Source organism: Stenotrophomonas sp. 28608_Sma, assembly GCF_056486185.1.
In genome coordinates this window covers 666,952-687,866 of record NZ_CM151308.1, presented here as the reverse complement: position 1 = coordinate 687,866, position 20,915 = coordinate 666,952, and the positions used below count along the sequence as shown (strand labels likewise).

Below are 20,915 nucleotides of genomic sequence, written 5' to 3'. Positions count from 1 at the left end.
GGCTCCTGATTGGACTGGTTTTGGGCAAAGCAACGCCACCGCTGGGCTTTCCGGCCCAACGTCCCCTGGGGGCGTTTATTCGCGTGATTTACTGCGGGGTATTGCCGAACGGCGCGCAGCGACAGAAAACCGAGCGCGTGCGCCAAGCGGTTACTGCGAAATGAATGATTCTGAAACGGGGCTCAAGTGTTAACGGCAACTTTGCAGATCGTCAAGACTTTGACACAGCAAATCCTATTGCCGTGAAGCACATCACTATTTCACGTGTTTATGAAAGTATTTTGTTATACATGCGTGACGATTCCTCGACGCATGAAAATGCATGTAACTAGCGGTCGCGACTGGAGTTTCAAGCGCGCAAAGAAAAACCCGCCGATCAACGGCGGGTTTTTCCATACGCGATGGCATTGAGGCCTGCGCGATGCAGTGCGATCAGCCGCACCACACCCGCGCGTTGCGGAACATGCGCATCCACGGCGAGTCACCCTGCCACTCGGTCGGAGCCCAGCTCAGGTTGAGCGCGCGCGGGGTGCGTTCCGGGTGCGGCATCATGATGGTGACGCGGCCGTCACTGCTGGTCAGGCCGGTGATGCCGTCCGGCGAACCGTTCGGGTTCAGCGGGTACTGGCTGGCGACGTTGCCATTGCCGTCGATGTAGCGCAGCGAGACGCGTGCGGCGGCCTGGTCAACGGCGTTGTCGAACACCGCCTGGCCTTCACCATGCGCCACCGCCACCTGCAGGCGTGATCCGGCCATGCCACGCAGCAGGATCGACGGCGATTCCACCACCTCCAGCAGCGCGGTACGGGCTTCGAACTGCTCGCTGGCGTTGCGGCGGAACTGCGGCCAGTGCTCGGCCCCCGGAATGATGCCCTTCAGCTGGCTCATCATCTGGCAGCCATTGCACACGCCCAGCGCGAAGCTGTCCTCGCGCGCGAAGAATGCGGCGAAGGCATCACGCAGCGCACTGCGCTCCAGGATCGAGGTGGCCCAGCCACGGCCGGCACCGAGCACGTCGCCGTAGCTGAAGCCACCACAGGCGACCAGGCCGGTGAAGTCCTGCAGGGCCACGCGGCCTTCGATCAGGTCGCTCATATGCACGTCGAACGCGCGGAAGCCGGCACGTTCGAAGGCGTTGGCCATTTCAATCTGGCCGTTCACGCCCTGCTCGCGCAGCACGGCCACGCGCGGGCGCGCACCGGTGCTGATGAACGGCGCCGCCACGTCTTCGTTGAGGTCGAAGCTGAGCTTGGGCTTCAGGCCCGGCGCCGTGAAGGAACGCGCAATCTCGCGCTCGGCGTCGGCGTTGGCCGGGTTGTCGCGGCGCTTCTGCATCGCGTGGGTGACCGACCACCAGGCGTCGAACAGCGCGTCCCAGCGCCACTCGGCCAGGTTCTCGCCGCCCAGCGACACGCGCACCACCGGCGCGGTGGTCGGCTTGGCGATGCGCTGTGCGCATTCGGTCAGTGCGTGGCGTTCGACCAGATCGGCGAACGCAGCACGGTCTTCGCGCGCGATCTGCACCACCGCACCCAGTTCTTCATTGAACAGGCTGCGGAACGGATCATCGCCCCAGGCATCGAGGGTGATGTCCAGGCCCAGGCGCGAGGTGAAGGCCATTTCGCACAGCGCAGCGAAGGCACCGCCGTCGCTGCGGTCGTGGTAGGCCAGCAGCAGCCCGGACTGGCGCGCATCGCGGATCAGTTCGAAGAAGCCACGCAGGCGCTGCGGGTCGTCCAGGTCCGGAGCGGCACCGGCGAAAGCCGGCAGTTCGCCGTGGTCGGCATGCACCTGGGCCAGGATCGAACCGCCCAGGCGCTGCTTGCCGGCGCCCAGGCCGATCAGCCACAGCTCGCTTTCCACGTCGCGGTCGAGCAGCGGCGTCAGCTGCTGGCGCACGTCGGCCACCGGCGCAAACGCCGAGATCACCAGTGACACCGGCGACACGCTCTTGTGCGCTTCGCCCTGGTCGTGCCACTGCGCCTGCATCGACAGCGAGTCCTTGCCCACCGGGATGCTGATGTCCAGCTGCGGGCACAGTTCCATGCCCACCGCCTTCACTGCGTCGTACAGCAGCGCGTCTTCGCCCGGGTGGCCGGCCGCGGCCATCCAGTTCGCCGACAGCTTGATCTCATCCAGCGCATCGACCGGGGCCGCGCACAGGTTGGTCAACGCTTCGCCCACCGCCATGCGTGCCGAAGCAGCGGCGTCGAGCAGGGCCAGCGGGGTGCGCTCGCCGATCGACATCGCTTCACCGGACACGCCTTCGAAGTCGGCCAGGGTGATCGCCACGTCGGCCACCGGCAGCTGCCACGGGCCGACCATCTGTTCGCGTGCGGTCAGGCCACCGACGCTGCGGTCACCGATGGTGACCAGGAAATTCTTTGACGCCACCGTCGGGTGCGCGAGCACGCGAAGGCCGGCTTCCTGCAGGTCCAGGCCGCCGGTCTTCAGCGCCGGCCAGCGCGGGGCCGACGGATGCGCGGTGTCGCGGTGCATCTTCGGCGGCTTGCCGAACAGCACATCCATCGGCAGGTCGATCGGCGCATCGGCCGGGGTGTGGCCCGGCACCGCACCGTAGGCCACCACCAGGTGTTCCTCGGCAGTCGCCACGCCAACCGCGGCGAACGGGCAGCGCTCGCGGGCACACAGTGCGGCGAACTCGGCCAGGCGCTCCTGGGCCACGCCCAGCACGTAGCGTTCCTGCGACTCGTTGCACCACAGCTGCATCGGCGACAGCGACGGATCATCGGTGGGCACCTTGCCCAGGTCGATGACACCGCCGACCTTGGAGTCGTGCAGCAGTTCGGGGATGGCATTGGACAGGCCACCGGCACCAACGTCGTGGAAGAATTTGATCGGGTTGTTGGCGCCCATCGCCACGCAGCGGTCGATGACCTCCTGGCAGCGGCGTTCCATTTCCGGGTTGTCGCGCTGCACGCTGGCGAAGTCCAGGTCCTCGGCGCTCTCGCCGGAGGCCACCGAACTGGCGGCACCGCCGCCCAGGCCGATCAGCATCGCCGGACCGCCGAGCACAATGACCGCATCACCGGCCTGCAGCTGGATCTTGTCGACCTGCACGCGGTCGATCGCGCCGAGGCCACCGGCCAGCATGATCGGCTTGTCGTACGCGCGCACCAGATCGGCGCCTTCCGGCAGCTCGAAGCTGCGGAAGTAGCCGAGCAGGTTCGGGCGGCCGAACTCGTTGTTGAACGCAGCGCCGCCAAGCGGGCCGTCGGTCATGATTTCCAGCGCCGGTGCCATGCGCGGGTTCAGCGCGCGCGGCGCTTCCCACGGCTGCGGCAGCTCCGGAATGCGCAGGTGCGAGACCGAGAACCCGGACAGGCCCGCCTTCGGCTTGCCGCCGCGGCCGGTCGCGCCTTCGTCGCGGATCTCGCCACCGTTGCCGGTCGAGGCACCCGGGAACGGCGCGATCGCGGTCGGATGGTTATGCGTTTCCACCTTGATCTGGAACGCGCTGGGCACCTGCGGCTCGCGGCGGTATTCGCCGCTGGCCGGATCCGGGCGGTAACGCGACGCCGGATGGCCTTCGATCACCGCGGCGTTGTCGCTGTACGCGCTGAGCGTGTGCTGCGGGGTCTGCTGGTGGGTGTTCTTGATCATCCGGAACAGCGAGCGGTCCTGCTCCTGGCCGTCGATGGTCCAGCTGGCGTTGAAGATCTTGTGCCGGCAGTGCTCGGAGTTGGCCTGCGCGAACATCATCAGCTCGACGTCGGACGGCGCGCGGCCGAGCGCGGTGAAGCGTTCGCGCAGGTAGTCGATCTCGTCCTGGGCCATGGCCAGGCCGAGGCGCTGGTTGGCAGCCTCCAGCTGGTCCACCGGCACGCGTTCCAGTTCACCGCGGGCCGGCGCCGAGAACAGCGCCTGGCCCTGTTCCACGGTCTCCAGCACCGACTGCGTCATCGGGTCGTGCAGCGCCTTGACCAGCGCCTGCTGGGCGGCGGCATCGGCCGGCCACCCCTGCACGTCGATGCGCAGGCCACGCTCGACCCGGCTGACCGGCTGCCCGGCACCACGGACCAGTTCGGTGGCCTTGCTCGACCACGGCGACAGCGTGCCCAGGCGCGGCACCACGATGCGGCTGACCGCGCCGTCGGCCACGGCCTCGGCCTGCGGCGCGGCTTCGAGGATGCGGCACAGGGTGGTCAGGTCGGGGGCGGCGCTGCCTTCGGGCTGCACGAAGTAGACGTGCCAGGCACCGCTGATACGCAGGGAGGGAGCGATGGACTGCAGGCGGGATTCAAGACGTTCGCGGCGGAACGGCGACAGGGCGGGCGCGCCCTCGAGGACCATCATGTCCGGGGAACCGTAGTTGGGAAACGGGCCCGACATTGTACCGGAAGCGGGGGAAGGGCTTTGGCCGGGCGGCGCCCGGCACCCGCCGAGGCCAAGGCAACGGCAACTGCCAAAGCAAAAGCGGGGTTCCCGTGGGATGGCGGGGTGGGTCCGGTTGCGGGGGACGCCGTGAATCCGTCCATGGAGGCTCGATCGCCGCATCCATGCGGCTCACGCCCCCGCAACCGGACCCACCCCGCCTTCGACAGATTTCCGAGATCTGCAGTAGATCCACGCCATGCGTGGATGCTCCCCGGTAATGCCGGCCGCTGGCCGGCAACCAGGGAAATCTCAGAAGTCAGGCATTGAAGAGCGAAGCGATCGGCTTCTGCTTTTGATTTTTTGTTCTGTCTTCCGTGGCTGGCCGCGCAGGAACCTGTCCGTGGCCGGGCGGGTGGGCTGCGCAGGGGCGTAAGCGCCATGGATGGCGCGCCCGAGCCTCCAGGGATGGATTCACGGCGTCCCCTGCGCAGCCCACCCGCACGGCCACCCCCCAGAAATCCGCTGTTCGCGGAAAGCCCCAGCCACGAGGGGGCTCCGCCGATGGCCGCCGACCGCGCACCAGCGCCGCTCTCCGCCAAATCCCCGAACCATGCACTCGCTCACGGATTGACCACACGATTGATGACAACGTTGTCCCTACCTGGTGCCGGACTCTCTCCCCGGCCTCCCAGGTACCTCCGTCCGCCCCCTCCGTCGCCTTCCCGGGCGACGCCCGGACCTGCGTCACGCGCGGCGCCATCGGGGCCCGCGCGCCCTTTGATCGGAGACTTACCCATGTACGACCCGATTGTGCGCAGTGCCGAACGTTCGACCCGAAGCTGTCGTCCCCGCCGCCTGGCCTGGCTGCTTGCCCTGGCCGCCGGTACCGCCGCCCTGCCCGGCCTGGCGCAGGCCGCCAGCTGTGCCGGCGTGGCCCAGTGGGACCAGGCCAAGATCTACCGGGCCGGCGATACCCTGCAGAAAGGAGGCGTCCTCTATCGGGCGAACCAGGACATCTGGAACGCGCCGCCGGACCATCCGGCCGGTGCGCCCTACTACACCAACCTCGGTGCCTGCGATGGCAGCGGCAGCAACCAGCCGCCGGTGGTCAGCCTGACCTCGCCGGCCAACGGCGCCACCTTCAGCGCCGGCAGCACGGTCAACGTGACCGCCAACGCCAGTGATCCGGACGGCAGCGTCGCCAAGGTCGAGTTCTTCCGCGATGGCAGCACGCTGGGCGTGGCCACCAGTGCGCCGTACGCGGCCAGCTGGGCCAATGCCAGCGCCGGCAGCCACACCCTGCGTGCAGTCGCGACCGACAACAACAACGCCACCACCAGCACCGCGACCATCACCATCACCGTCAATGCCGCCGGTGGCGATACCACCGCACCGAGCGTGCCGGGCGGGCTGGCGGTCGGCACCCGCACCGCCAACAGCATCGCGCTCAGCTGGAGCCCGTCCACCGACAACACCGGTGGCAGCGGCGTGGCCGGCTACGACGTGTACCGCAACGGCAGCCTGGTCGGTTCACCGTCCAGCGCCAGCTACATCGATGGCGGGCTGACTGCCTCCACCACCTACCGCTACCGGGTTCGTGCCCGCGACAACGCCGGCAACGCCTCGGCCCAGGGCACCGAGATCAGCGCCACTACGCTGGCCGGCGACGGCGGCACCACCGGCAAGCGGGTGATCGGTTACTTCACCCAGTGGGGCATCTACGGCCGCAATTACCGGGTCAAGAACATCGACAGCAGTGGCTCGGCCGCACGCCTGACCCACATCAACTACGCGTTCGGCAACGTGCGCAACAACCGTTGCGAAGTGGGCATCACCCAGCCGTCGGATCCGAACAGCGGTGCCGGTGGCGATGCCTTCGCCGACTACACCAAGGCCTTCAGTGCCGCCGAGAGCGTCAGCGGCAGTGCCGATACTTGGGACCAGCCGTTGCGTGGCAACTGGAACCAGCTCAAGCAGCTCAAGGCCAAGTACCCGGGCATGAAGGTGCTGATCTCGCTGGGTGGCTGGACCTGGTCGCGTGGTTTCTCCAGCGCGGCGCGCCCGGAAAACCGCCAGGCCTTCGTCGCCTCGTGCATCGACGCCTACATCAAGGGCAACCTGCCGGTGACCGACGGTGCCGGTGGCGCCGGTGCCGCACTGGGTGTGTTCGACGGCATCGACGTCGACTGGGAATACCCGGTGGCGTGTGGCATCGAATGCGGCAAGCCGGAGGACAACGCCAACTTCACCGCGCTGATGGCCGAGTTCCGCCGCCAGCTCGATGCGGTGCGTCCGGGCCTGCTGCTGACGGTGGCGGTGGGTGCCGGCATCGACAAGATCCGCGTCACCGATCCGGCCGCGTACCACCCGTACCTGGACTACATCAACGTGATGACCTACGACTTCCACGGCGCGTGGGATGCGAAGACCAATCACCAGTCGGCGCTGTTCGATTCGCCGAATGATCCGTCCACCGGCGACCAGAAGCTCTACAACAGCAACGACGCCATCGAGGCCTTCATCAGCCGTGGCGTGCCTGCCGCCAAGCTCAACCTGGGCATCGGCTACTACGGGCGTGGCTGGACCGGTGTGGCCAACGCCAACAACGGCCTGTACCAGACCGCGACCGGCGCTGCCCCGGGCACGTATGAAGCCGGCATCGAGGACTGGAAGGTGCTGAAGAACCTGGCGTGGCCGAGCTACACCGACAACACCGCCGGTGCCACCTGGATCTACAACGGCAGCACGCTGTGGAGCTTCGACACCCCGGCCAACATCACCCGCAAGATGGGTTACGTGAAGACCCAGGGCCTGGGCGGCGCGTTCGTCTGGGAGTTCAGTGGTGACGATGCACAGGGCACGCTGACCAAGGCGGTCAGTGATGGCCTGAAGTAAGAAAAAAGCCGGGGATGCGGCACGCATCCCCGGCCTCCCACCTGTAGAGGTCGGCGGCGATCAGCGCTTGGCCGACAGCTTTTCCAGCGCCGCACGCAGCTGCGCCGGCGGCAGGTAACCGCCCAGCTGGGTGCCATCCGGCGCGAAGATCGCCGGCGTGCCGTTCACGCCCAACTGCTGGCCCAGCGCGTACTGCATCGCCACCGGGTTGGTGCAGTTCTTGGCCGGCACACTGCCACCGCGCTTGGCGTTGGTCAGGGCCTGGCGGCGATCCGCTGCACACCAGACCGAAATCATGTCGGTGTAGTCCTTGCTGCCCAGGCCCATGCGCGGGAATGCCAGGTACTCGACCGAGATGCCGTTGCGGTTGAGCTCCGCGATGTCCTGATGCAGCTTGCGGCAGTAGCCGCACTCGATGTCGGTGAACACGCTGATGGTGTACTTGGCGTTGGGCGCAGCGAATACGATGCGGTCGCCGTGGTTGGCCTTGGCCAGCAGATCGCGGCGGTAGCCGAGCAGGCCTTCGCTGTTGGCCGGGCCCTTGGCACGCGTGTCGTAGGGCTGCGACTGGAACAGGTAGCGGCCATCGTCGGACACGTACAGCAACTGGCCGGAGACCACGACCTCGCGGAAGCCGGGGAACGGCGCAGCGCCGATGTAGTCCACCTGGAAGCCGGGATTCAGGGCGGTCAGCACGGCGCGTACGGCCTGGTCGGCCGAAGCGTTGGCGGCCGGGACGGCCTTGGCCGCGGCCGCGGCGGGTGCCTTGGCGGCCGGCGGAGCCGGCTGGGCGCAGGCGGTCAGGCTGAGCGCACCGAACACGGCGGCGATGGCAAATCGGAGCATGGAGCGGTCCGCGACAGAAGAAGACCCCGGATTCTGACACAGCCGCCGCTACCGGGCCGCGACACCGCCCACCGTCCGAGGCCGGGGTTCAGGCCGCTGCTCAGCCGCGCGGATGGTGGCGCGCGTGCAGCTTCTGCAGGTGTTCGCGGGCCACCAGGGTGTAGATCTGGGTGGTCGACAGCGAGCTGTGGCCGAGCAGCATCTGCAGCGCGCGCAGGTCGGCGCCGCGGTTGAGCAGATGCGTGGCGAAGCTGTGGCGCAGGCCATGCGGGCTGATCCGCACCGGATCGATACCGGCCACCTGCGCGTGGCGCTTGACCAGATGCCAGAACGCCTGGCGGGTCAGCGCATGCAGCGTCGGCTCGACAAACAATGGGGTCTGCCCATCGGCCAGCGCCTGCACCTTGCCCTTGCCGACCAGCTGCGGGCGCGACGCCTGCAGATAGCGCTCCAGCCAGTGCTGCGATTCCTCGCCCAGCGGCACCAGCCGCTCCTTGCTGCCCTTGCCCGTGACCCTCAGCACGCCCTGGCGCAGGTTGACTGCCGTGGCCGGTAGCAGCACCAGCTCGCTCACGCGCAGGCCGGCCGCATACATCAGCTCCAGCATGGCACGGTCGCGCAGGCCCAGCGGACTGTCGATGTCCGGCGCCGCCAGCAGTGCGTCGATCTGGCTTTCGGCCAACGCCTTCGGCAACAGCCGCGGCAGCTTCGGCGGGTCCAGCAGGGCACTGGGGTCCTCGCTGCGTTCACCACGGCGCACGCCATCGGCGAAGAACGCGCGCAGCGCCGACAGCAGGCGCGCATTGCTGCGCGGTGACCAGCCATGCCGGGTGCGCCAGGCCAGGTAATCGAACAACCCCGGGCGCTCGATGCCGGCCAGGCCACCGTCGCGTCCATCCATCCAGCGCGCCAGCCCTTCCAGGTCGCGCCGGTAGCTGTCGAGGGTGGCGCGGGCCAGGCCGTTCTCGGCCCAGATCGCATCGAGGAAGCGCTGGATGCGCGCGCTGTCGTCGGCGCGCAGCTCGGGCAGTTGCTGCACCAGCTGGCGGCGTTCGGCGGGGGTGGAAACAAGGGCCATGGGTGCAGGATACGAGGGCCACTGCGGACGCGGCCAGCTTTGCGTATGCTCGGCGCATGTCCCGCCCCGCCACCGACACGGCCCCTGCGGCCGCTACCGAAATGCCCCGCCCACGTGCCTTGTTGGCCTGGCGCGTGCTGGCGATGGTCTACGACGCACTGCCGGTGCTGGCGCTGTGGATGCTGGCCGGCACGCTGTTCACCCTCGCCTACACCTTCAGCGGCCACGCGCAGCGCGAGAACATCGCACCGTTCAGTGCCTGGCAATGGCTGCTGTGGGCGGTGTGCTGGGGAATCACGGGGTGGTACGCCACGGCCAGCTGGCGCCGTGGCGGACAGACGCTGGGCATGCGACCGTGGCGGCTGAAACTGCAATCGAGCGATGGCACGCCGCTGCGGCGCGGCCAACTGTGGCTGCGCTTCGCGGTGGGCTCACTGTCGCTGCTGCTGGGTGGACTGGGGTTCTGGTGGGCATGGGTCGACCGCGACCGCCTGACCTGGCACGACCGCGCCAGCGGCACCCGCCTGATGCGCATGCCGAAGCGGTGATGCACCACGTGTAGAGCCGAGCATGGGCTCGGCTCCACACGATCAACGCAGCGATCAGCCAGCAGGTGCCGGATCCGGCAGGATCACCGCCGGCTGCGTCCAGAGGTCGAAAAAGGCGGACGCAAACGCATTGGCCTGCACATCGTCAGCCGCCGGCGACTGTCCGCTCAACTGCGCACGGGTCTTCACGAACTCCTGCCACAGTTTCAGGCTGGCCTTCTTCAGGCGCTTCTGCTCGCCTGCATCGGTTGCGGCAAGGTACTGCGCGTACAGCTCGCGCATCGGTTTGCCCTGGGCCTCATAGGCCGCCGGAAGCGGCGGCAGCTGGGCGGCAGTGAAAGCCACCGATGCTGCCGGCGGCCGGTAGCCATCCGGCCCGAAAGCCTCCTTCAGCTCGTCCCCGGCATCCAGGTATTCGAAGAAGCCAGGCACGTTGTAGAGCTTGGTCCGGTAGTCGGACGAGGTATCCGGGCTGCTGGAGACCACCGTGTCAGGCAGTTCGCCCTTCAGTCCTGCGTCCCAACGGCGCGGAATGAAGAAGCCGGTCGCCTTCACGTAGGGACCCTCGATCTCCACATCGTTCAGTTCGATCTTCGACGCCAGGTTGCCGGTATTGGTTTTGCTGGTGACGTACTGCTCGGTGACGATCACGTACTCGGCCATGGCCGGGTTGATCAGCCCGCCGATCCCGTCGGCGTAGACAACCATGCGTACGCTGCCGATCTTCTCGCTCTGCAGCCGGTACTGGCCCGGCTCCAGGACCAGGGGCATGGAGGTGTGCGGCGGCAGGGTATGCACCTGCTGGTCGACCGACAAGGTCAGCGGTGCATCCGTCGGGTTGTCGATCTCGAAGTCGACGGTGGACCGGCTGCAGCCGGCAGAAAGCAGCACGGCCGCGATGTACGGCAGAAAGCGTTGGAAGCTCATGTTCGTCCTTGAAGTGAAACGGAAACAGCCGGGCCTTGCCCGGCTCCCTGGGAATCAACCTGATTTGCGCCGGAACAGCAATCCGGACACTGCCAGCATCACGATCGGTGGCAGCGCATAGGCAATGCGGTAATCGAACTTCAGCGCGCCGGCCATGCGCCCGAAGAACAGCTGCAGCAGCCAGAAGCCCAGCGCGAACAGGATGCCCAGGAACAGGCGCTTGCCCATGCCGCCGCTGCGCAGCGAGCCGAACGCGAACGGCACCGCCGCCAGGCACAGCGCCAGCACGTTCAACGGGTAGAACCAGCGGCTCCAGTACACGTCCTCGAAGTCACGCGCGTCCAGCCCGTTGCGCTGCCGGTAGGTGATGCTGGTGCTCAGTTCGGCGAGGCTGAGGTTGCGCGGCTTGGCGATGCCGGTGGCCAATGCGGCCGCATCCAGCTTCGAATTCCACGGTTCGCGCGCGATTTCCTGGCGGGTCGCCGAGCGCTCGCCGAAGGTATCGCGACGTACCCCTGTCAGCACCCAGCCATCCTTGTCATGCTCGGCGGTGTCGGCATGGGTCAATGAGGCGATGCCCCCGTTCTCGGCGATGCGGTACAGGCGCACGTCTCGCAGGATCAGGCGCGTGCCCTTGTCGCCGACCAGCTGCTCCTCGCCGCTCTGCGCGTTGAGGAAGGTATCGCCCTCGCGTGCCCACAGGCCCGAGTAGCGGCTGGTGGCGATATCCCGCCCCCACTTGGCGCTGGACTTCAACGCATCGGCGCGGTCCTGGCCCCAGGGGCCCAGGGTCTCCGCGCTGAACACCATCACCGCGGTCAGCAGCGACAGCGCGATCGCCACCGAAACGCTCAGGCGCTTGCGCGACAGGCCCAGCGCTCGCAGCGCGGTCAGCTCCGAGGTCGCCGCCAGCTGGCCCAGGCCCATCAGTGCACCGATCACCGCGGCGGTGGGGAACATGGTGTAGGCGCGGCGTGGCACCGTGTACAGCACCCAGGCGGCGGCATGGCCCAGCGTGTAGCCATTCTTGCCGATGTCCTTGAACTCGCCGGAGAACGCCATCACCACGTCCAGGCCGACCAGCACGGCCCAGGTCAGCAGCACCGTGGTGAACACCGACCGGCCCAGGTACAGGTCGAAACGCATCGGGCGCAGCCTCATGCGCGGGCTCCCTTCGGGCGGCCCAGGCGGCCATCACGTGCATACATCCAGATTGCCAGCGCCAGCAACGGCAGGGTCAACCACCACAGGCCGAGCGCTGGGGGGATCTTGCCGTTGGCGATCCAGCCGCTGCCGATGAACATCAGATTGGTACCGACCATGTAGGCCATCAGCGCCAGCATCATGCGGCCGTAGCGCTGCTGGCGCGGCGAGCTGCGGCCCAGCGGCACGGTCAGCAGGGCGAACGCCAGCGCGATCAGCGGCGGCGCCAGGCGGCGGTGCAGCTGCGCCTGCGCCTGCGGACGCTCATCGCCGATCAGCTGCAGGGTCGGCATCAGTTCCGGGTCATCCTCGGTGCGGGTCTGCGCGCCATCGGGCAGGGCCACGTCATTGCGGGCGAAGGTCGCCAGGCGGTAGTCCAGGCCACCGGCCACCGGCCCTTCCACCTGGTGGCCGTCATCCAGCTCCAGGAAGCGCTGGCGGGTACCTTCGAAGAACATGCGGCCGCCATTGGCCGACACCACCTCCAGGCGGTCATCCTTCTGGCGCTGCAGGAACACCTTGCCCAGCTGGGTGCCATCGGGCGAGATCGAGGACAGGTAGACCACGCCGCCGTTGGGCAGGGGGGTGAAGCGGCCCGGCTCCAGACCGGCCATCAGCACGCTGCGGTTGGCCTCGATGATCATCTGCTCGGCCACCCGGCCGGCCCACGGGCCCAGCCACAGCGAGCAGGCGCCCACCAGGGCCACCACCGGCACCACCAGCATCAGCAGTGGCCGCAGCAGTCGCTTGGGGCCGACACCAATGGCGGTGATCACTGCCATTTCCGAGTCGCGGTACAGGCGCGCGATGGCCAGCAGCAGGCCCAGCATCAGCGCCAGCGGCAGGATCAGCGGCAGGTAGGCGATGAACTGCAGGCCCAGCTGCGAGAACAGCAGCTTGGCCGGCAGGCGCCCGTCGGCGATGTTGCCGAGGATGTCCACCAGCACGCCGCCCACGCTGACCACCAGCAGGACGATCAGGGTAGCCAGGAAACTCTGGACGAAATCGCCCAGCAGGTATCGGTCGAGCTTCAGCATGGGGCGGTGGTTTAAACTCTGGGGTTCGTTCGCGGTGCCGCCCAGTCTACTGTCTGGGCGTAAACGGCCTGCGATTGTACGGACTCGCCAATGGAATCTGCTCAATGGCCCTCGAATTCACCCTGAACCACGTTGCTCCGGCCGCCGCCACCGTCGATTGCCTGGTGGTTGGCGCGTATGCCGACCATACCCTGACCCCGGCCGCACAGACCCTGGACGCCGCCAGCGGTGGCCGCCTGGCCGCCCTGGCCCAGCGCGGCGACCTGTCCGGCAAGACCGGCGCCACCACCCTGCTGCATGACCTGCCGGGCGTGACCGCCCCGCGCGTGCTGGTGGTCGGCCTCGGCGAAGTCGCCCGTTTCGGCGTGCCGCAGTACCTGAAGGCCGTCGGCGACGCCGTGCGCGCGCTGAAGGCCGGTGCTGCCCGCAGCGCACTGTTCACCCTGTCCGAAGTGGCGGTGAAGGACCGCGACGCGGCTTGGGCGATCCGCCAGGCGGTGATCGCCGCCGATCATGCCGCGTACCGCTACACCGCCACCCTGGGCAAGAAGAAGGCCGACGACGCCGGCCTGGCCCAGCTGGCCATCGCCGGTGACGACGCGCAGGCCCTGGCCCAGGGCCAGGCCATCGCCGCCGGTGTCGAGTTCGCCCGCGAGCTGGGCAACCTGCCGCCGAACTACTGCACCCCGGCCCATCTGGCCGAGGTCGGCGTGAAGTTCGCCGGCGAGCACGACGGTGCCGAAGCCGAGATCCTCGACGAGCACCAGATGGAAGCGCTGGGCATGGGCTCGCTGCTGGCCGTGGCCCGTGGTTCGGCCAACCGCCCGCGCCTGGTCGTACTGAAGTGGAACAATGGCGGCGACGCCAAGCCGTACGTGCTGGTCGGCAAGGGCATCACCTTCGATACCGGTGGCGTCAACCTGAAGACCCAGGGCGGCATCGAAGAGATGAAGTACGACATGTGCGGTGGCGCCAACGTCATCGGCACCTTCGTCGCTGCGGTCAAGGCCAAGCTGCCGCTGAACCTGGTGGTGGTGGTGCCGGCGGTGGAAAACGCCATCGATGGCAACGCCTACCGCCCGTCCGACGTGATCACCTCGATGTCGGGCAAGACCATCGAAGTGGGCAACACCGACGCCGAAGGCCGCCTGATCCTGTGCGACGCGCTGACCTACGCGCAGCGCTTCGAGCCGGCCGCGCTGGTCGACGTCGCCACCCTGACCGGTGCCTGCATGGTCGCCCTCGGCCACCAGACCGCCGGCCTGATGAGCAAGCACGACGACCTGGCCAACGAGCTGCTGGCCGCCGGCGAGCAGGTGTTCGACCGCGCCTGGCGCCTGCCGCTGTGGGACGAGTACCAGCCGATGCTGGATTCGACCTTCGCCGACGTCTACAACATCGGCGGCCGCTGGGCCGGCGCGATCACCGCTGGCTGCTTCCTGTCGCGCTTCGCCGAAGGCCAGCGCTGGGCCCACCTGGACATCGCCGGCGTGGCCAGCGATGAAGGCAAGCGTGGCATGGCCACCGGCCGCCCGGTCGGCCTGCTGAGCCAGTGGCTGCTGGACCAGGCCGCCCGCGCCTGATGCCGTACCCGACCCTGGCCGGCGCCCGCCGGCCAGGGCCTCGCCCGGCACTGCCGGGCCCCTGCCTGACCCGGACCCTGCCATGCCCCGCGCCGACTTCTACCTGATCGCCAAGCCCCGCTTCCTGACCGAGCCGTTGCGCCTGGTCTGCGAGCTGGCGCGCAAGGCCAACGACGCCGGGTTGTTCACCCTGGTGCTGGCCCGCGACCAGGCCCAGGCCGAGGAGCTGGACGAACTGCTGTGGGCGTTCGACAACGATGCCTACATCCCGCACCAGATCGCCGGCGAGGACATGGACGAGGAAGAAGCCCTGGTGCTGATCGCCGTGCCGGGCACCGAGGCACCGGCGCGCCCGCTGGTGATCAACCTGCGCGATGAACCCTGGCTGGGCGAGTGCGAGCGCGTGCTGGAAGTGGTTCCGGCCGACCCGGAAGCGCGCGAACCGCTGCGCGAACGCTGGCGCCAGTACAAGACCGCCGGTTACGACCTGAACAAGCACGACATGTAAGTCCAGCGAGGACCCCTTGATGCGCCTGTTGATCGCCCTGATTCTTCCCTGGCTGTCCTTCTTCACCATCGGCCGGCCGTTTGCCGGCATTGTCTGCCTGATCCTGCAGATCACCCTGATCGGCTGGCTGCCCGCCGCCATCTGGGCCGCCTACGCGGTCAGCCAGTACCACACCGACCAGAAGATCCGGCGCGCCCTCGGGCCGCGCTGATCTCCCTTCCGCCTTGATTACCGGTTCCCCCGCATGACCCAACTCGCCTCCAGTTACGACCCGAAGTCCTTCGAGACCGACCTCTACGAGGCCTGGGAGAAGGCCGGCCACTTCAAGCCGTCCGGCACGGGCGAGCCTTACACCATCCTGCTGCCGCCGCCGAACGTGACCGGCACCCTGCACATGGGCCACGCCTTCCAGCAGACCCTGATGGACGCGCTGGTGCGCTACCACCGCATGCGTGGCTACGACACGCTGTGGCAGGTCGGTACCGATCATGCCGGCATCGCCACCGAAATGGTGGTCAGCCGCAACCTGGCGCTGGAAGGCAAGGGCGAGACCCGCGATTCGCTGGGCCGCGAAGGCTTCATCGGCAAGGTCTGGGAGTGGAAGCAGCAGTCCGGCGACACCATCGAACGCCAGATGCGCCGCCTCGGCACCTCCGCCGACTGGTCGCGCAGCACCTTCACCATGGACCCGCAGCCGTCGGCGGCGGTCAACGAGGCCTTCGTGCGCTGGTACGAGCAGGGCCTGATCTACCGCGGCCAGCGCCTGGTCAACTGGGACCCGGTGCTGAAGACCGCCATTTCCGACCTGGAGGTGGAGAGCGCCGAGGAAGACGGCTTCCTGTGGTCGATCGCCTACACGCTGGATGAGGGCCTGAGCTACGAACACGTCGAGCGCGATGCCGACGGCGTGGAAACCCTGCGCGAAACCCGCGACTACCTGGTCGTCGCCACCACCCGCCCGGAAACCCTGCTGGGCGATACCGCGGTGATGGTGCACCCGGAAGACGAGCGCTATGCACATCTGATCGGCAAGAGCGTGGTGCTGCCGCTGACCGGCCGCCGCGTCCCGGTGATCGCCGACGACTACGTGGACCGTGCCTTCGGCACCGGCGTGGTCAAGGTCACCCCGGCGCACGATTTCAACGACTATGAAGTGGGCGTGCGCCACAGCCTGCCGATGATCAACCTGTTCACCCCGGTGGCGGCGCTGAACGAGAACGCGCCGGAGCGTTTCCAGGGTCTGGACCGCTACGCCGCGCGCAAGGCCGTGCTGGCCGAGCTGGAAGACCTGGGCATCCTGGTCGAGACCAAGGCGCACAAGCTGCAGGTGCCGCGCGGCGACCGTACCGGCCAGGTGATCGAGCCGTACCTGACCGACCAGTGGTTCGTGAAGATGGACGACCTGGCCAAGCGCGGCCTGGAACTGGTCGAGGATGGAAGCATTTCCTTCGTGCCGCCGAACTGGATCAACACCTACCGCCACTGGATGAACAACATCCAGGACTGGTGCATCAGCCGCCAGCTGTGGTGGGGCCACCGCATTCCGGCGTGGTTCGACGAAGCCACCGGCAGCTGCTACGTCGGTCGCAGCGAAGAGGAAGTGCGGGCGAAGCACAACCTGGGCAGCGACGTGGTGCTGAACCAGGAAAGCGACGTGCTGGAGACCTGGTTCTCCTCGCAGCTATGGCCGTTCTCCACCCTGGGCTGGCCCAACGAGCAGGCCATGGCCGAGCGCGGCTTCGACCGCTACCTGCCGTCGTCGGTGCTGATCACTGGCTTCGACATCATCTTCTTCTGGGTGGCGCGCATGATCATGGCCACCGACAACCTGGTCGGGAAGATCCCGTTCAAGGACGTCTACTTCACCGGCCTGATCCGCGACGGCCAGGGCCAGAAGATGTCCAAGAGCAAGGGCAACGTGCTCGATCCGCTGGACATCATCGACGGCATCACCATCGACGATCTGGTCGCCAAGCGCACCGGCGGCCTGATGCAGCCGAAGATGGTGGAGAAGATCGAGAAGGCCACCCGCAAGGAATTCCCGGACGGCATTGCTGCCCACGGTGCCGATGCGCTGCGCTTCACCATCGCCGCGCTGGCCACCCACGGCCGCGACATCAAGTTCGACATGAACCGCGCCGAGGGCTACAAGAACTTCTGCAACAAGCTGTGGAACGCCAGCCGCTTCACCCTGATGAACACCGAGGGTGCAACGTTCACCGGCGTGCCGACGCCGCGCACCGATGCCGAGCGCTGGATCCTTGCGCGCCTGGCGGCGGTGTCCACCGAGGCGCAGGGCCACTACGCCAACTACCGCTTCGACCTGCTGGCGCAGTGCCTGTACGAGTTCGCCTGGAACGAGTTCTGCGACTGGTTCCTGGAGCTGAGCAAGCCGGCACTGAATGGTGCCGATGCCGCCGACGCCGAAAGCACCCGCCACACTCTGCTGTACGTGCTGGAAGCGCTGCTGCGCCTGCTGCACCCGCTCACGCCGTTCATCACCGAACAGCTGTGGCAGCAACTGGCCCCGCGCCTGGGCTTGGCCGAAACCACGCTGTCGCTGCGTCCGTACCCGACCGCCGCCGAGTTCGAAGGCGATTTCGCCCAGGCCGAGGCCGACGTGGAATGGCTGAAGGCCGTGATCAGTGCCGTGCGCCGCGTGCGCAGTGAGCTGAACGTGGCCCCGTCCAAGCTGGTGCCGCTGCGCCTGCAGGCCGGTCTGGAGCAGGACCGCGTGCGCATCGAACGTTTCAGCGCCTCGCTGTCGTTCCTGCTCAAGCTGGACAGCATCCAGTGGCTGGCTGAAGGCGAAAGTGCACCGCCGGCTGCCGCCGCGATTGTCGGTGAGCTGAAGCTGCTGGTGCCGCTGGAAGGCCTGGTTGATCTCGACGCCGAGCGTGCGCGCCTGGACAAGGAGATCAAGCGCGTGGAAGGCGAGCAGGAGAAGAGCGAAACCAAGCTCGCCAAGTTCACCGACAAGGTGCCCCCGGCGGTGGTCGAGCAGGAACGCGTGCGCTTGGTCGACTGGAACACCCAGCTGGCCGGCCTGCGCGAGCAGCGCGCGAAGCTGTAAGTGCAGGGAAACGCCGGGTACTGCCCGGCGTTTCCTTTTGTAGAGTCGAGCCGTGCTCGACTCATGACAGCAGTCGAGCATGGCTCGACTCTACATTTCCCGCGCATGGCATCATCGCTGGATGCCGCTTTCCATCTTCCTGCTGGTTCTCGCCGCTGCCGCGCTGCATGCCAGCTGGAACGCAATCGTCAAGCGCGGGCCGGACAAGTTCCTCGGCACCGTACTGGTGACCGGCAGTGCCGCGCTGCTGTCGGCTGCCGGCCTGCCCTTCCTGCCATTTCCCGCCGCGCACAGCTGGCCGTGGCTGGGCGCGTCGGTGCTGCTGCAGGTGACCTACTACGGCCTGGTCGCACGCTGTTACCAGCAGGTCGACATGAGCCTGGCCTACCCGCTGATGCGTGGCAGCGCGCCGATCCTGGTCGCGCTGGCGGGCACTCTGCTCGGTGAGCAGCTGCCGCCTGCGGCGTGGCTGGGCGTGGTGCTGGTCAGCACCGGCATCCTGTGCATGGCGCTGGGCGCGCGTGGCGGTCAGCTGCGCCTGCCGCTGCTGACCGCGGCGATGATCGCCACCTACACGCTGGTCGATGCGCAGGGCGCGCGTCAGTCCGGCAGCGCACTCAGCTATACGTTGTGGCTGTTCCTGCTGTCGGGCATTCCACTGCCACTGTGGGCGCTGTACACGCGCCGCGGCGCGGTGCTGGACTATGCGCGGCAGCACTGGCCGCTGGGGCTGGCCGGTGGCGTCGGCACCACCACCTCGTATGCGATGGCGTTGTGGGCAATGACCCAGGCGCCGGTGGCGATGGTCTCGGCGTTGCGCGAATCGTCGATCCTGTTCGCGTTGCTGATCTCGGTGTTCCTGCTGCGCGAACGGATTCCGCGCGCGCGCTGGCTGGCGGCGGCGTTGATCGTCGGGGGTGTGTTGGCACTGCGGCTGGCGTGAGGAAAGCGTGCCAACCAAGGCTGGCACCTACCACGGTAGGTGATGTGTCGATGACAGCGGAGATCCATCGGTAGTGCCGGCCGCTGGCCGGCCCCCCTTCTCCGTTACAGCGGCGGCATCGCCTGCAGGTCGCCGTCGACCAGTTCGATCGCCATCACCACCGCGTCTTCGCGGCCCTGTGCGGCCGGGTAGTAACGCGGGCGGCGACCGATCTCGTTGAAGCCTTCTCTGTGGTACAAGGCCAGCGCGGGTGTGTTGGACGGACGCACTTCCAGGAACACACGCTGCGCACCCCGGTCGCCGGCCAGCTGTACCAGCGCGCGCAGCAGCTGGCGCCCGAGCCCACGCGACTGCGTCAGCGGGTCGATGCAGACGTTCAGCACATGGGCTTCGTCGGCCGCGATGCTGAGTACGCCATAGCCGATCAACTGGCCATCGCGCTCCATGGCCAGGCCCGGATAGCCCGCACGCAGGCAGTCGACGAAGATGCCGCGGGTCCAGGGAAACGGATAGCCGCGTACTTCAATCGCCATCACCGCGTTGAGGTCGCTCTCGCGCAGCGCGCGCAGGCTGACCGGACCGGGCTGGCTGACCGCACTCATGGCGCGCCCCGCTTGCGCAGGGCGCGCAGCTGCGGCCACAGCGCGCGCTTGGCGGCCGGGTCCTGACGCAGCTGGTCCAGCGGCCAGCTGTCCATCAGCGCCTGCGTGGCCGGATCATTGGGATTGCAGCCGGACGCGCGCAGCAAGGCGATCTGCAGGCGATCCGGCAGGCGCACCACCGGCTGCCGGGCATTGCCGCCAGGCAGCGGCCGGGCAGCCGCGGGCGCGGTGTCCGGTGCGCTGATCGGGGTCTCGCGACGCGCTGGCGCCGGGCGTTCCTGGCGGGAAACCGGTGCGGCCGCAGCCAGAGGTTCGCGCGCGGGTGCGGTCGACGCCCGCGCCTGCTCCGCCGCTGGTGTGGCAGCCGCCTCGGCTTCGGCCACGCTCAGCTGCAGCGCGGCATCCAGCTCGGCGGCCAGCTGGCCGTCGTGATAGACGGTGTAGCCCATGGCCTGCAGCCAGGCCTGCTGGGCCGGTGACCACAGCACGGGCAGGTCCTCGCTCACGCGGCCTCGGGCTTCTTGCTCAGGCGCTGCACGGCCCACATCACCGGGCCCGACAAGGCGTACAGGATGCCCACCGCGAACAGCACGCGCGGCAGGTCGATGACCGCAATGGCGATCGCCACTGGCACCAGGGCCAGTACCAGGAACGGCACGCGGTCGGAGCGGGTGCCCTTGGCGCCGCCGCCCTTGAAGCTCCAGAAGCGGATGCGGCTGACCATCAGCAGCGCCGCGATGATCGTCACCGCCAGCGCCACGTAGCGCAGCTGGTTGCCGTCCCAGCCCAGGTTGCCATCGGCGAACGCCCAGACGAAGGACATCATCAGGCCGGCCGCGGCCGGGCTGGCAAGGCCGACGAACCAGCGCTTGTCGACCACCGCTACCTGGGTATTGAAGCGGGCCAGGCGCAGCGCCGCGCAGGCGGCATACAGGAAGGCCACGGCCCAGCCGACGCGACCCAGCAGCGGGTCGTCGAACTTCAGCCACGACAGCGACCAGTGGTACATCACCAGCGCCGGGGCCATGCCGAAGCTGACCAGGTCGGCCAGCGAGTCGTACTGCACGCCGAATTCGCTGCTGGTGCCGGTCAGGCGCGCCACGCGCCCATCCAGGCCATCCATCACCGCCGCCACGAACACGGCGATGCTGGCGTTGACGAAGTCCCCGTTGGCCGCGGCGATGATCGCGTAGAAGCCGGCAAACAGGCCGGCGGTGGTGAACAGGTTGGGCAGCAGGTAAATCGTGCGCGAACGCGGCGGCGGTGTGATCGGGTCCATGGAATCCAGTTTAATCGACTTGCCAGTGCTCGGCGCCAATGCTGCAATCGGCGTT

At 68.0% G+C, this 20,915-nt stretch carries 16 protein-coding genes; 7 read left to right on the top strand and 9 right to left on the bottom strand.

What is annotated here, in order from left to right:
* Positions 1–432: 432 nt before the first annotated feature.
* The gene (gene purL / locus ACZLHH_RS03055; RefSeq protein ID WP_143048192.1) at positions 433–4,317 is read right to left on the bottom strand and encodes a phosphoribosylformylglycinamidine synthase; all 3,885 of its coding nucleotides are present in this window, start codon (positions 4,315–4,317) and stop codon (positions 433–435) included.
* Between the two features lie 816 nt (positions 4,318–5,133).
* Between purL and ACZLHH_RS03050 the strand changes: the two genes are divergently transcribed.
* On the top strand, positions 5,134–7,233 hold the full coding sequence (locus ACZLHH_RS03050; RefSeq protein ID WP_049461831.1) for a glycosyl hydrolase family 18 protein: 2,100 nt from the start codon (positions 5,134–5,136) through the stop codon (positions 7,231–7,233).
* 60 nt (positions 7,234–7,293) lie between these two features.
* Here the strand turns inward: ACZLHH_RS03050 and ACZLHH_RS03045 are convergent, their stop codons facing one another.
* Both ACZLHH_RS03045 and xerD read right to left on the bottom strand, forming a co-directional pair.
* Entirely contained in the window at positions 7,294–8,079 is a 786-nt protein-coding gene (locus ACZLHH_RS03045; RefSeq protein WP_049461830.1) for a DsbC family protein, read from the bottom strand.
* A 100-nt stretch (positions 8,080–8,179) separates the two neighbouring features.
* Complete coding sequence (gene xerD / locus ACZLHH_RS03040) at positions 8,180–9,157, bottom strand: site-specific tyrosine recombinase XerD (protein ID WP_032128012.1); 978 nt, start codon at positions 9,155–9,157, stop codon at positions 8,180–8,182.
* 56 nt (positions 9,158–9,213) lie between these two features.
* Here xerD and ACZLHH_RS03035 point away from each other — a divergent pair, with 56 nt between their 5' ends.
* A complete protein-coding gene (locus ACZLHH_RS03035; protein ID WP_049461829.1) occupies positions 9,214–9,705 on the top strand; it encodes an RDD family protein in 492 nt (163 codons plus the stop codon).
* A 54-nt stretch (positions 9,706–9,759) separates the two neighbouring features.
* Here ACZLHH_RS03035 and ACZLHH_RS03030 read toward each other — a convergent pair whose 3' ends face one another.
* The 3 genes from ACZLHH_RS03030 to lptF are packed head-to-tail and all read right to left on the bottom strand — an operon-like array spanning position 9,760 to position 12,872.
* Positions 9,760–10,632: a hypothetical protein gene (locus ACZLHH_RS03030; RefSeq protein ID WP_049461828.1), complete on the bottom strand. Its 873-nt coding sequence runs from the start codon at positions 10,630–10,632 to the stop codon at positions 9,760–9,762.
* Positions 10,633–10,686: 54 nt separating this feature from the next.
* Positions 10,687–11,793, bottom strand: a complete 1,107-nt coding sequence (gene lptG, locus ACZLHH_RS03025; RefSeq protein ID WP_032128009.1) for an LPS export ABC transporter permease LptG — start codon at positions 11,791–11,793, stop codon at positions 10,687–10,689.
* Entirely contained in the window at positions 11,790–12,872 is a 1,083-nt protein-coding gene (lptF, locus tag ACZLHH_RS03020; protein WP_032128008.1) for an LPS export ABC transporter permease LptF, read from the bottom strand. Before lptF ends, lptG begins: the two co-directional genes overlap by 4 nt.
* A gap of 104 nt (positions 12,873–12,976) precedes the next feature.
* On the opposite strand from lptF, the gene ACZLHH_RS03015 reads away from it, so the two are divergent.
* The 5 genes from ACZLHH_RS03015 to ACZLHH_RS02995 all read left to right on the top strand — a co-directional run bounded on the left by ACZLHH_RS03015 (position 12,977) and on the right by ACZLHH_RS02995 (position 18,979).
* Complete coding sequence (locus ACZLHH_RS03015) at positions 12,977–14,455, top strand: leucyl aminopeptidase (protein ID WP_049461827.1); 1,479 nt, start codon at positions 12,977–12,979, stop codon at positions 14,453–14,455.
* A gap of 82 nt (positions 14,456–14,537) precedes the next feature.
* Positions 14,538–14,963, top strand: a complete 426-nt coding sequence (locus tag ACZLHH_RS03010) for a DNA polymerase III subunit chi (protein ID WP_032128006.1) — start codon at positions 14,538–14,540, stop codon at positions 14,961–14,963.
* Between the two features lie 19 nt (positions 14,964–14,982).
* Positions 14,983–15,174: a YqaE/Pmp3 family membrane protein gene (locus ACZLHH_RS03005; protein WP_012510005.1), complete on the top strand. Its 192-nt coding sequence runs from the start codon at positions 14,983–14,985 to the stop codon at positions 15,172–15,174.
* 33 nt (positions 15,175–15,207) lie between these two features.
* Positions 15,208–18,036, top strand: coding sequence for a valine--tRNA ligase (locus ACZLHH_RS03000; protein WP_049461826.1), 2,829 nt, complete (start codon positions 15,208–15,210; stop codon positions 18,034–18,036).
* A gap of 121 nt (positions 18,037–18,157) precedes the next feature.
* Positions 18,158–18,979, top strand: coding sequence for an EamA family transporter (locus ACZLHH_RS02995; RefSeq protein ID WP_049461825.1), 822 nt, complete (start codon positions 18,158–18,160; stop codon positions 18,977–18,979).
* A gap of 104 nt (positions 18,980–19,083) precedes the next feature.
* Here ACZLHH_RS02995 and rimI read toward each other — a convergent pair whose 3' ends face one another.
* From rimI to pssA, 3 genes are read right to left on the bottom strand one after another with little or no spacing between them, the layout of a single operon-like run.
* Positions 19,084–19,581: a ribosomal protein S18-alanine N-acetyltransferase gene (gene rimI, locus ACZLHH_RS02990; RefSeq protein ID WP_049461824.1), complete on the bottom strand. Its 498-nt coding sequence runs from the start codon at positions 19,579–19,581 to the stop codon at positions 19,084–19,086.
* Positions 19,578–20,087, bottom strand: a complete 510-nt coding sequence (locus ACZLHH_RS02985; protein WP_049461823.1) for a hypothetical protein — start codon at positions 20,085–20,087, stop codon at positions 19,578–19,580. Before ACZLHH_RS02985 ends, rimI begins: the two co-directional genes overlap by 4 nt.
* The gene (gene pssA, locus ACZLHH_RS02980; RefSeq protein ID WP_049461822.1) at positions 20,084–20,860 is read right to left on the bottom strand and encodes a CDP-diacylglycerol--serine O-phosphatidyltransferase; all 777 of its coding nucleotides are present in this window, start codon (positions 20,858–20,860) and stop codon (positions 20,084–20,086) included. Before pssA ends, ACZLHH_RS02985 begins: the two co-directional genes overlap by 4 nt.
* Between the last annotated feature and the right edge of the window lie 55 nt (positions 20,861–20,915).

Excerpts from the sequence above, each read along its gene's own strand:
- rimI (WP_049461824.1), bottom strand. The coding sequence starts at position 19,581 with ATGAGTGCGGTCAGCCAGCCCGGTCCGGTCAGCCTGCGCGCGCTGCGC.
- xerD (WP_032128012.1), bottom strand. The coding sequence starts at position 9,157 with ATGGCCCTTGTTTCCACCCCCGCCGAACGCCGCCAGCTGGTGCAGCAA.
- ACZLHH_RS03000 (WP_049461826.1), top strand. The coding sequence starts at position 15,208 with ATGACCCAACTCGCCTCCAGTTACGACCCGAAGTCCTTCGAGACCGAC.
- lptG (WP_032128009.1), bottom strand. The coding sequence starts at position 11,793 with ATGAGGCTGCGCCCGATGCGTTTCGACCTGTACCTGGGCCGGTCGGTG.
- ACZLHH_RS03035 (WP_049461829.1), top strand. The coding sequence starts at position 9,214 with ATGTCCCGCCCCGCCACCGACACGGCCCCTGCGGCCGCTACCGAAATG.
- ACZLHH_RS03030 (WP_049461828.1), bottom strand. The coding sequence starts at position 10,632 with ATGAGCTTCCAACGCTTTCTGCCGTACATCGCGGCCGTGCTGCTTTCT.
- pssA (WP_049461822.1), bottom strand. The coding sequence starts at position 20,860 with ATGGACCCGATCACACCGCCGCCGCGTTCGCGCACGATTTACCTGCTG.
- ACZLHH_RS03045 (WP_049461830.1), bottom strand. The coding sequence starts at position 8,079 with ATGCTCCGATTTGCCATCGCCGCCGTGTTCGGTGCGCTCAGCCTGACC.
- ACZLHH_RS03010 (WP_032128006.1), top strand. The coding sequence starts at position 14,538 with ATGCCCCGCGCCGACTTCTACCTGATCGCCAAGCCCCGCTTCCTGACC.
- lptF (WP_032128008.1), bottom strand. The coding sequence starts at position 12,872 with ATGCTGAAGCTCGACCGATACCTGCTGGGCGATTTCGTCCAGAGTTTC.
- ACZLHH_RS03005 (WP_012510005.1), top strand. The coding sequence starts at position 14,983 with ATGCGCCTGTTGATCGCCCTGATTCTTCCCTGGCTGTCCTTCTTCACC.
- ACZLHH_RS03015 (WP_049461827.1), top strand. The coding sequence starts at position 12,977 with ATGGCCCTCGAATTCACCCTGAACCACGTTGCTCCGGCCGCCGCCACC.
- ACZLHH_RS02995 (WP_049461825.1), top strand. The coding sequence starts at position 18,158 with ATGCCGCTTTCCATCTTCCTGCTGGTTCTCGCCGCTGCCGCGCTGCAT.
- ACZLHH_RS03050 (WP_049461831.1), top strand. The coding sequence starts at position 5,134 with ATGTACGACCCGATTGTGCGCAGTGCCGAACGTTCGACCCGAAGCTGT.
- purL (WP_143048192.1), bottom strand. The coding sequence starts at position 4,317 with ATGATGGTCCTCGAGGGCGCGCCCGCCCTGTCGCCGTTCCGCCGCGAA.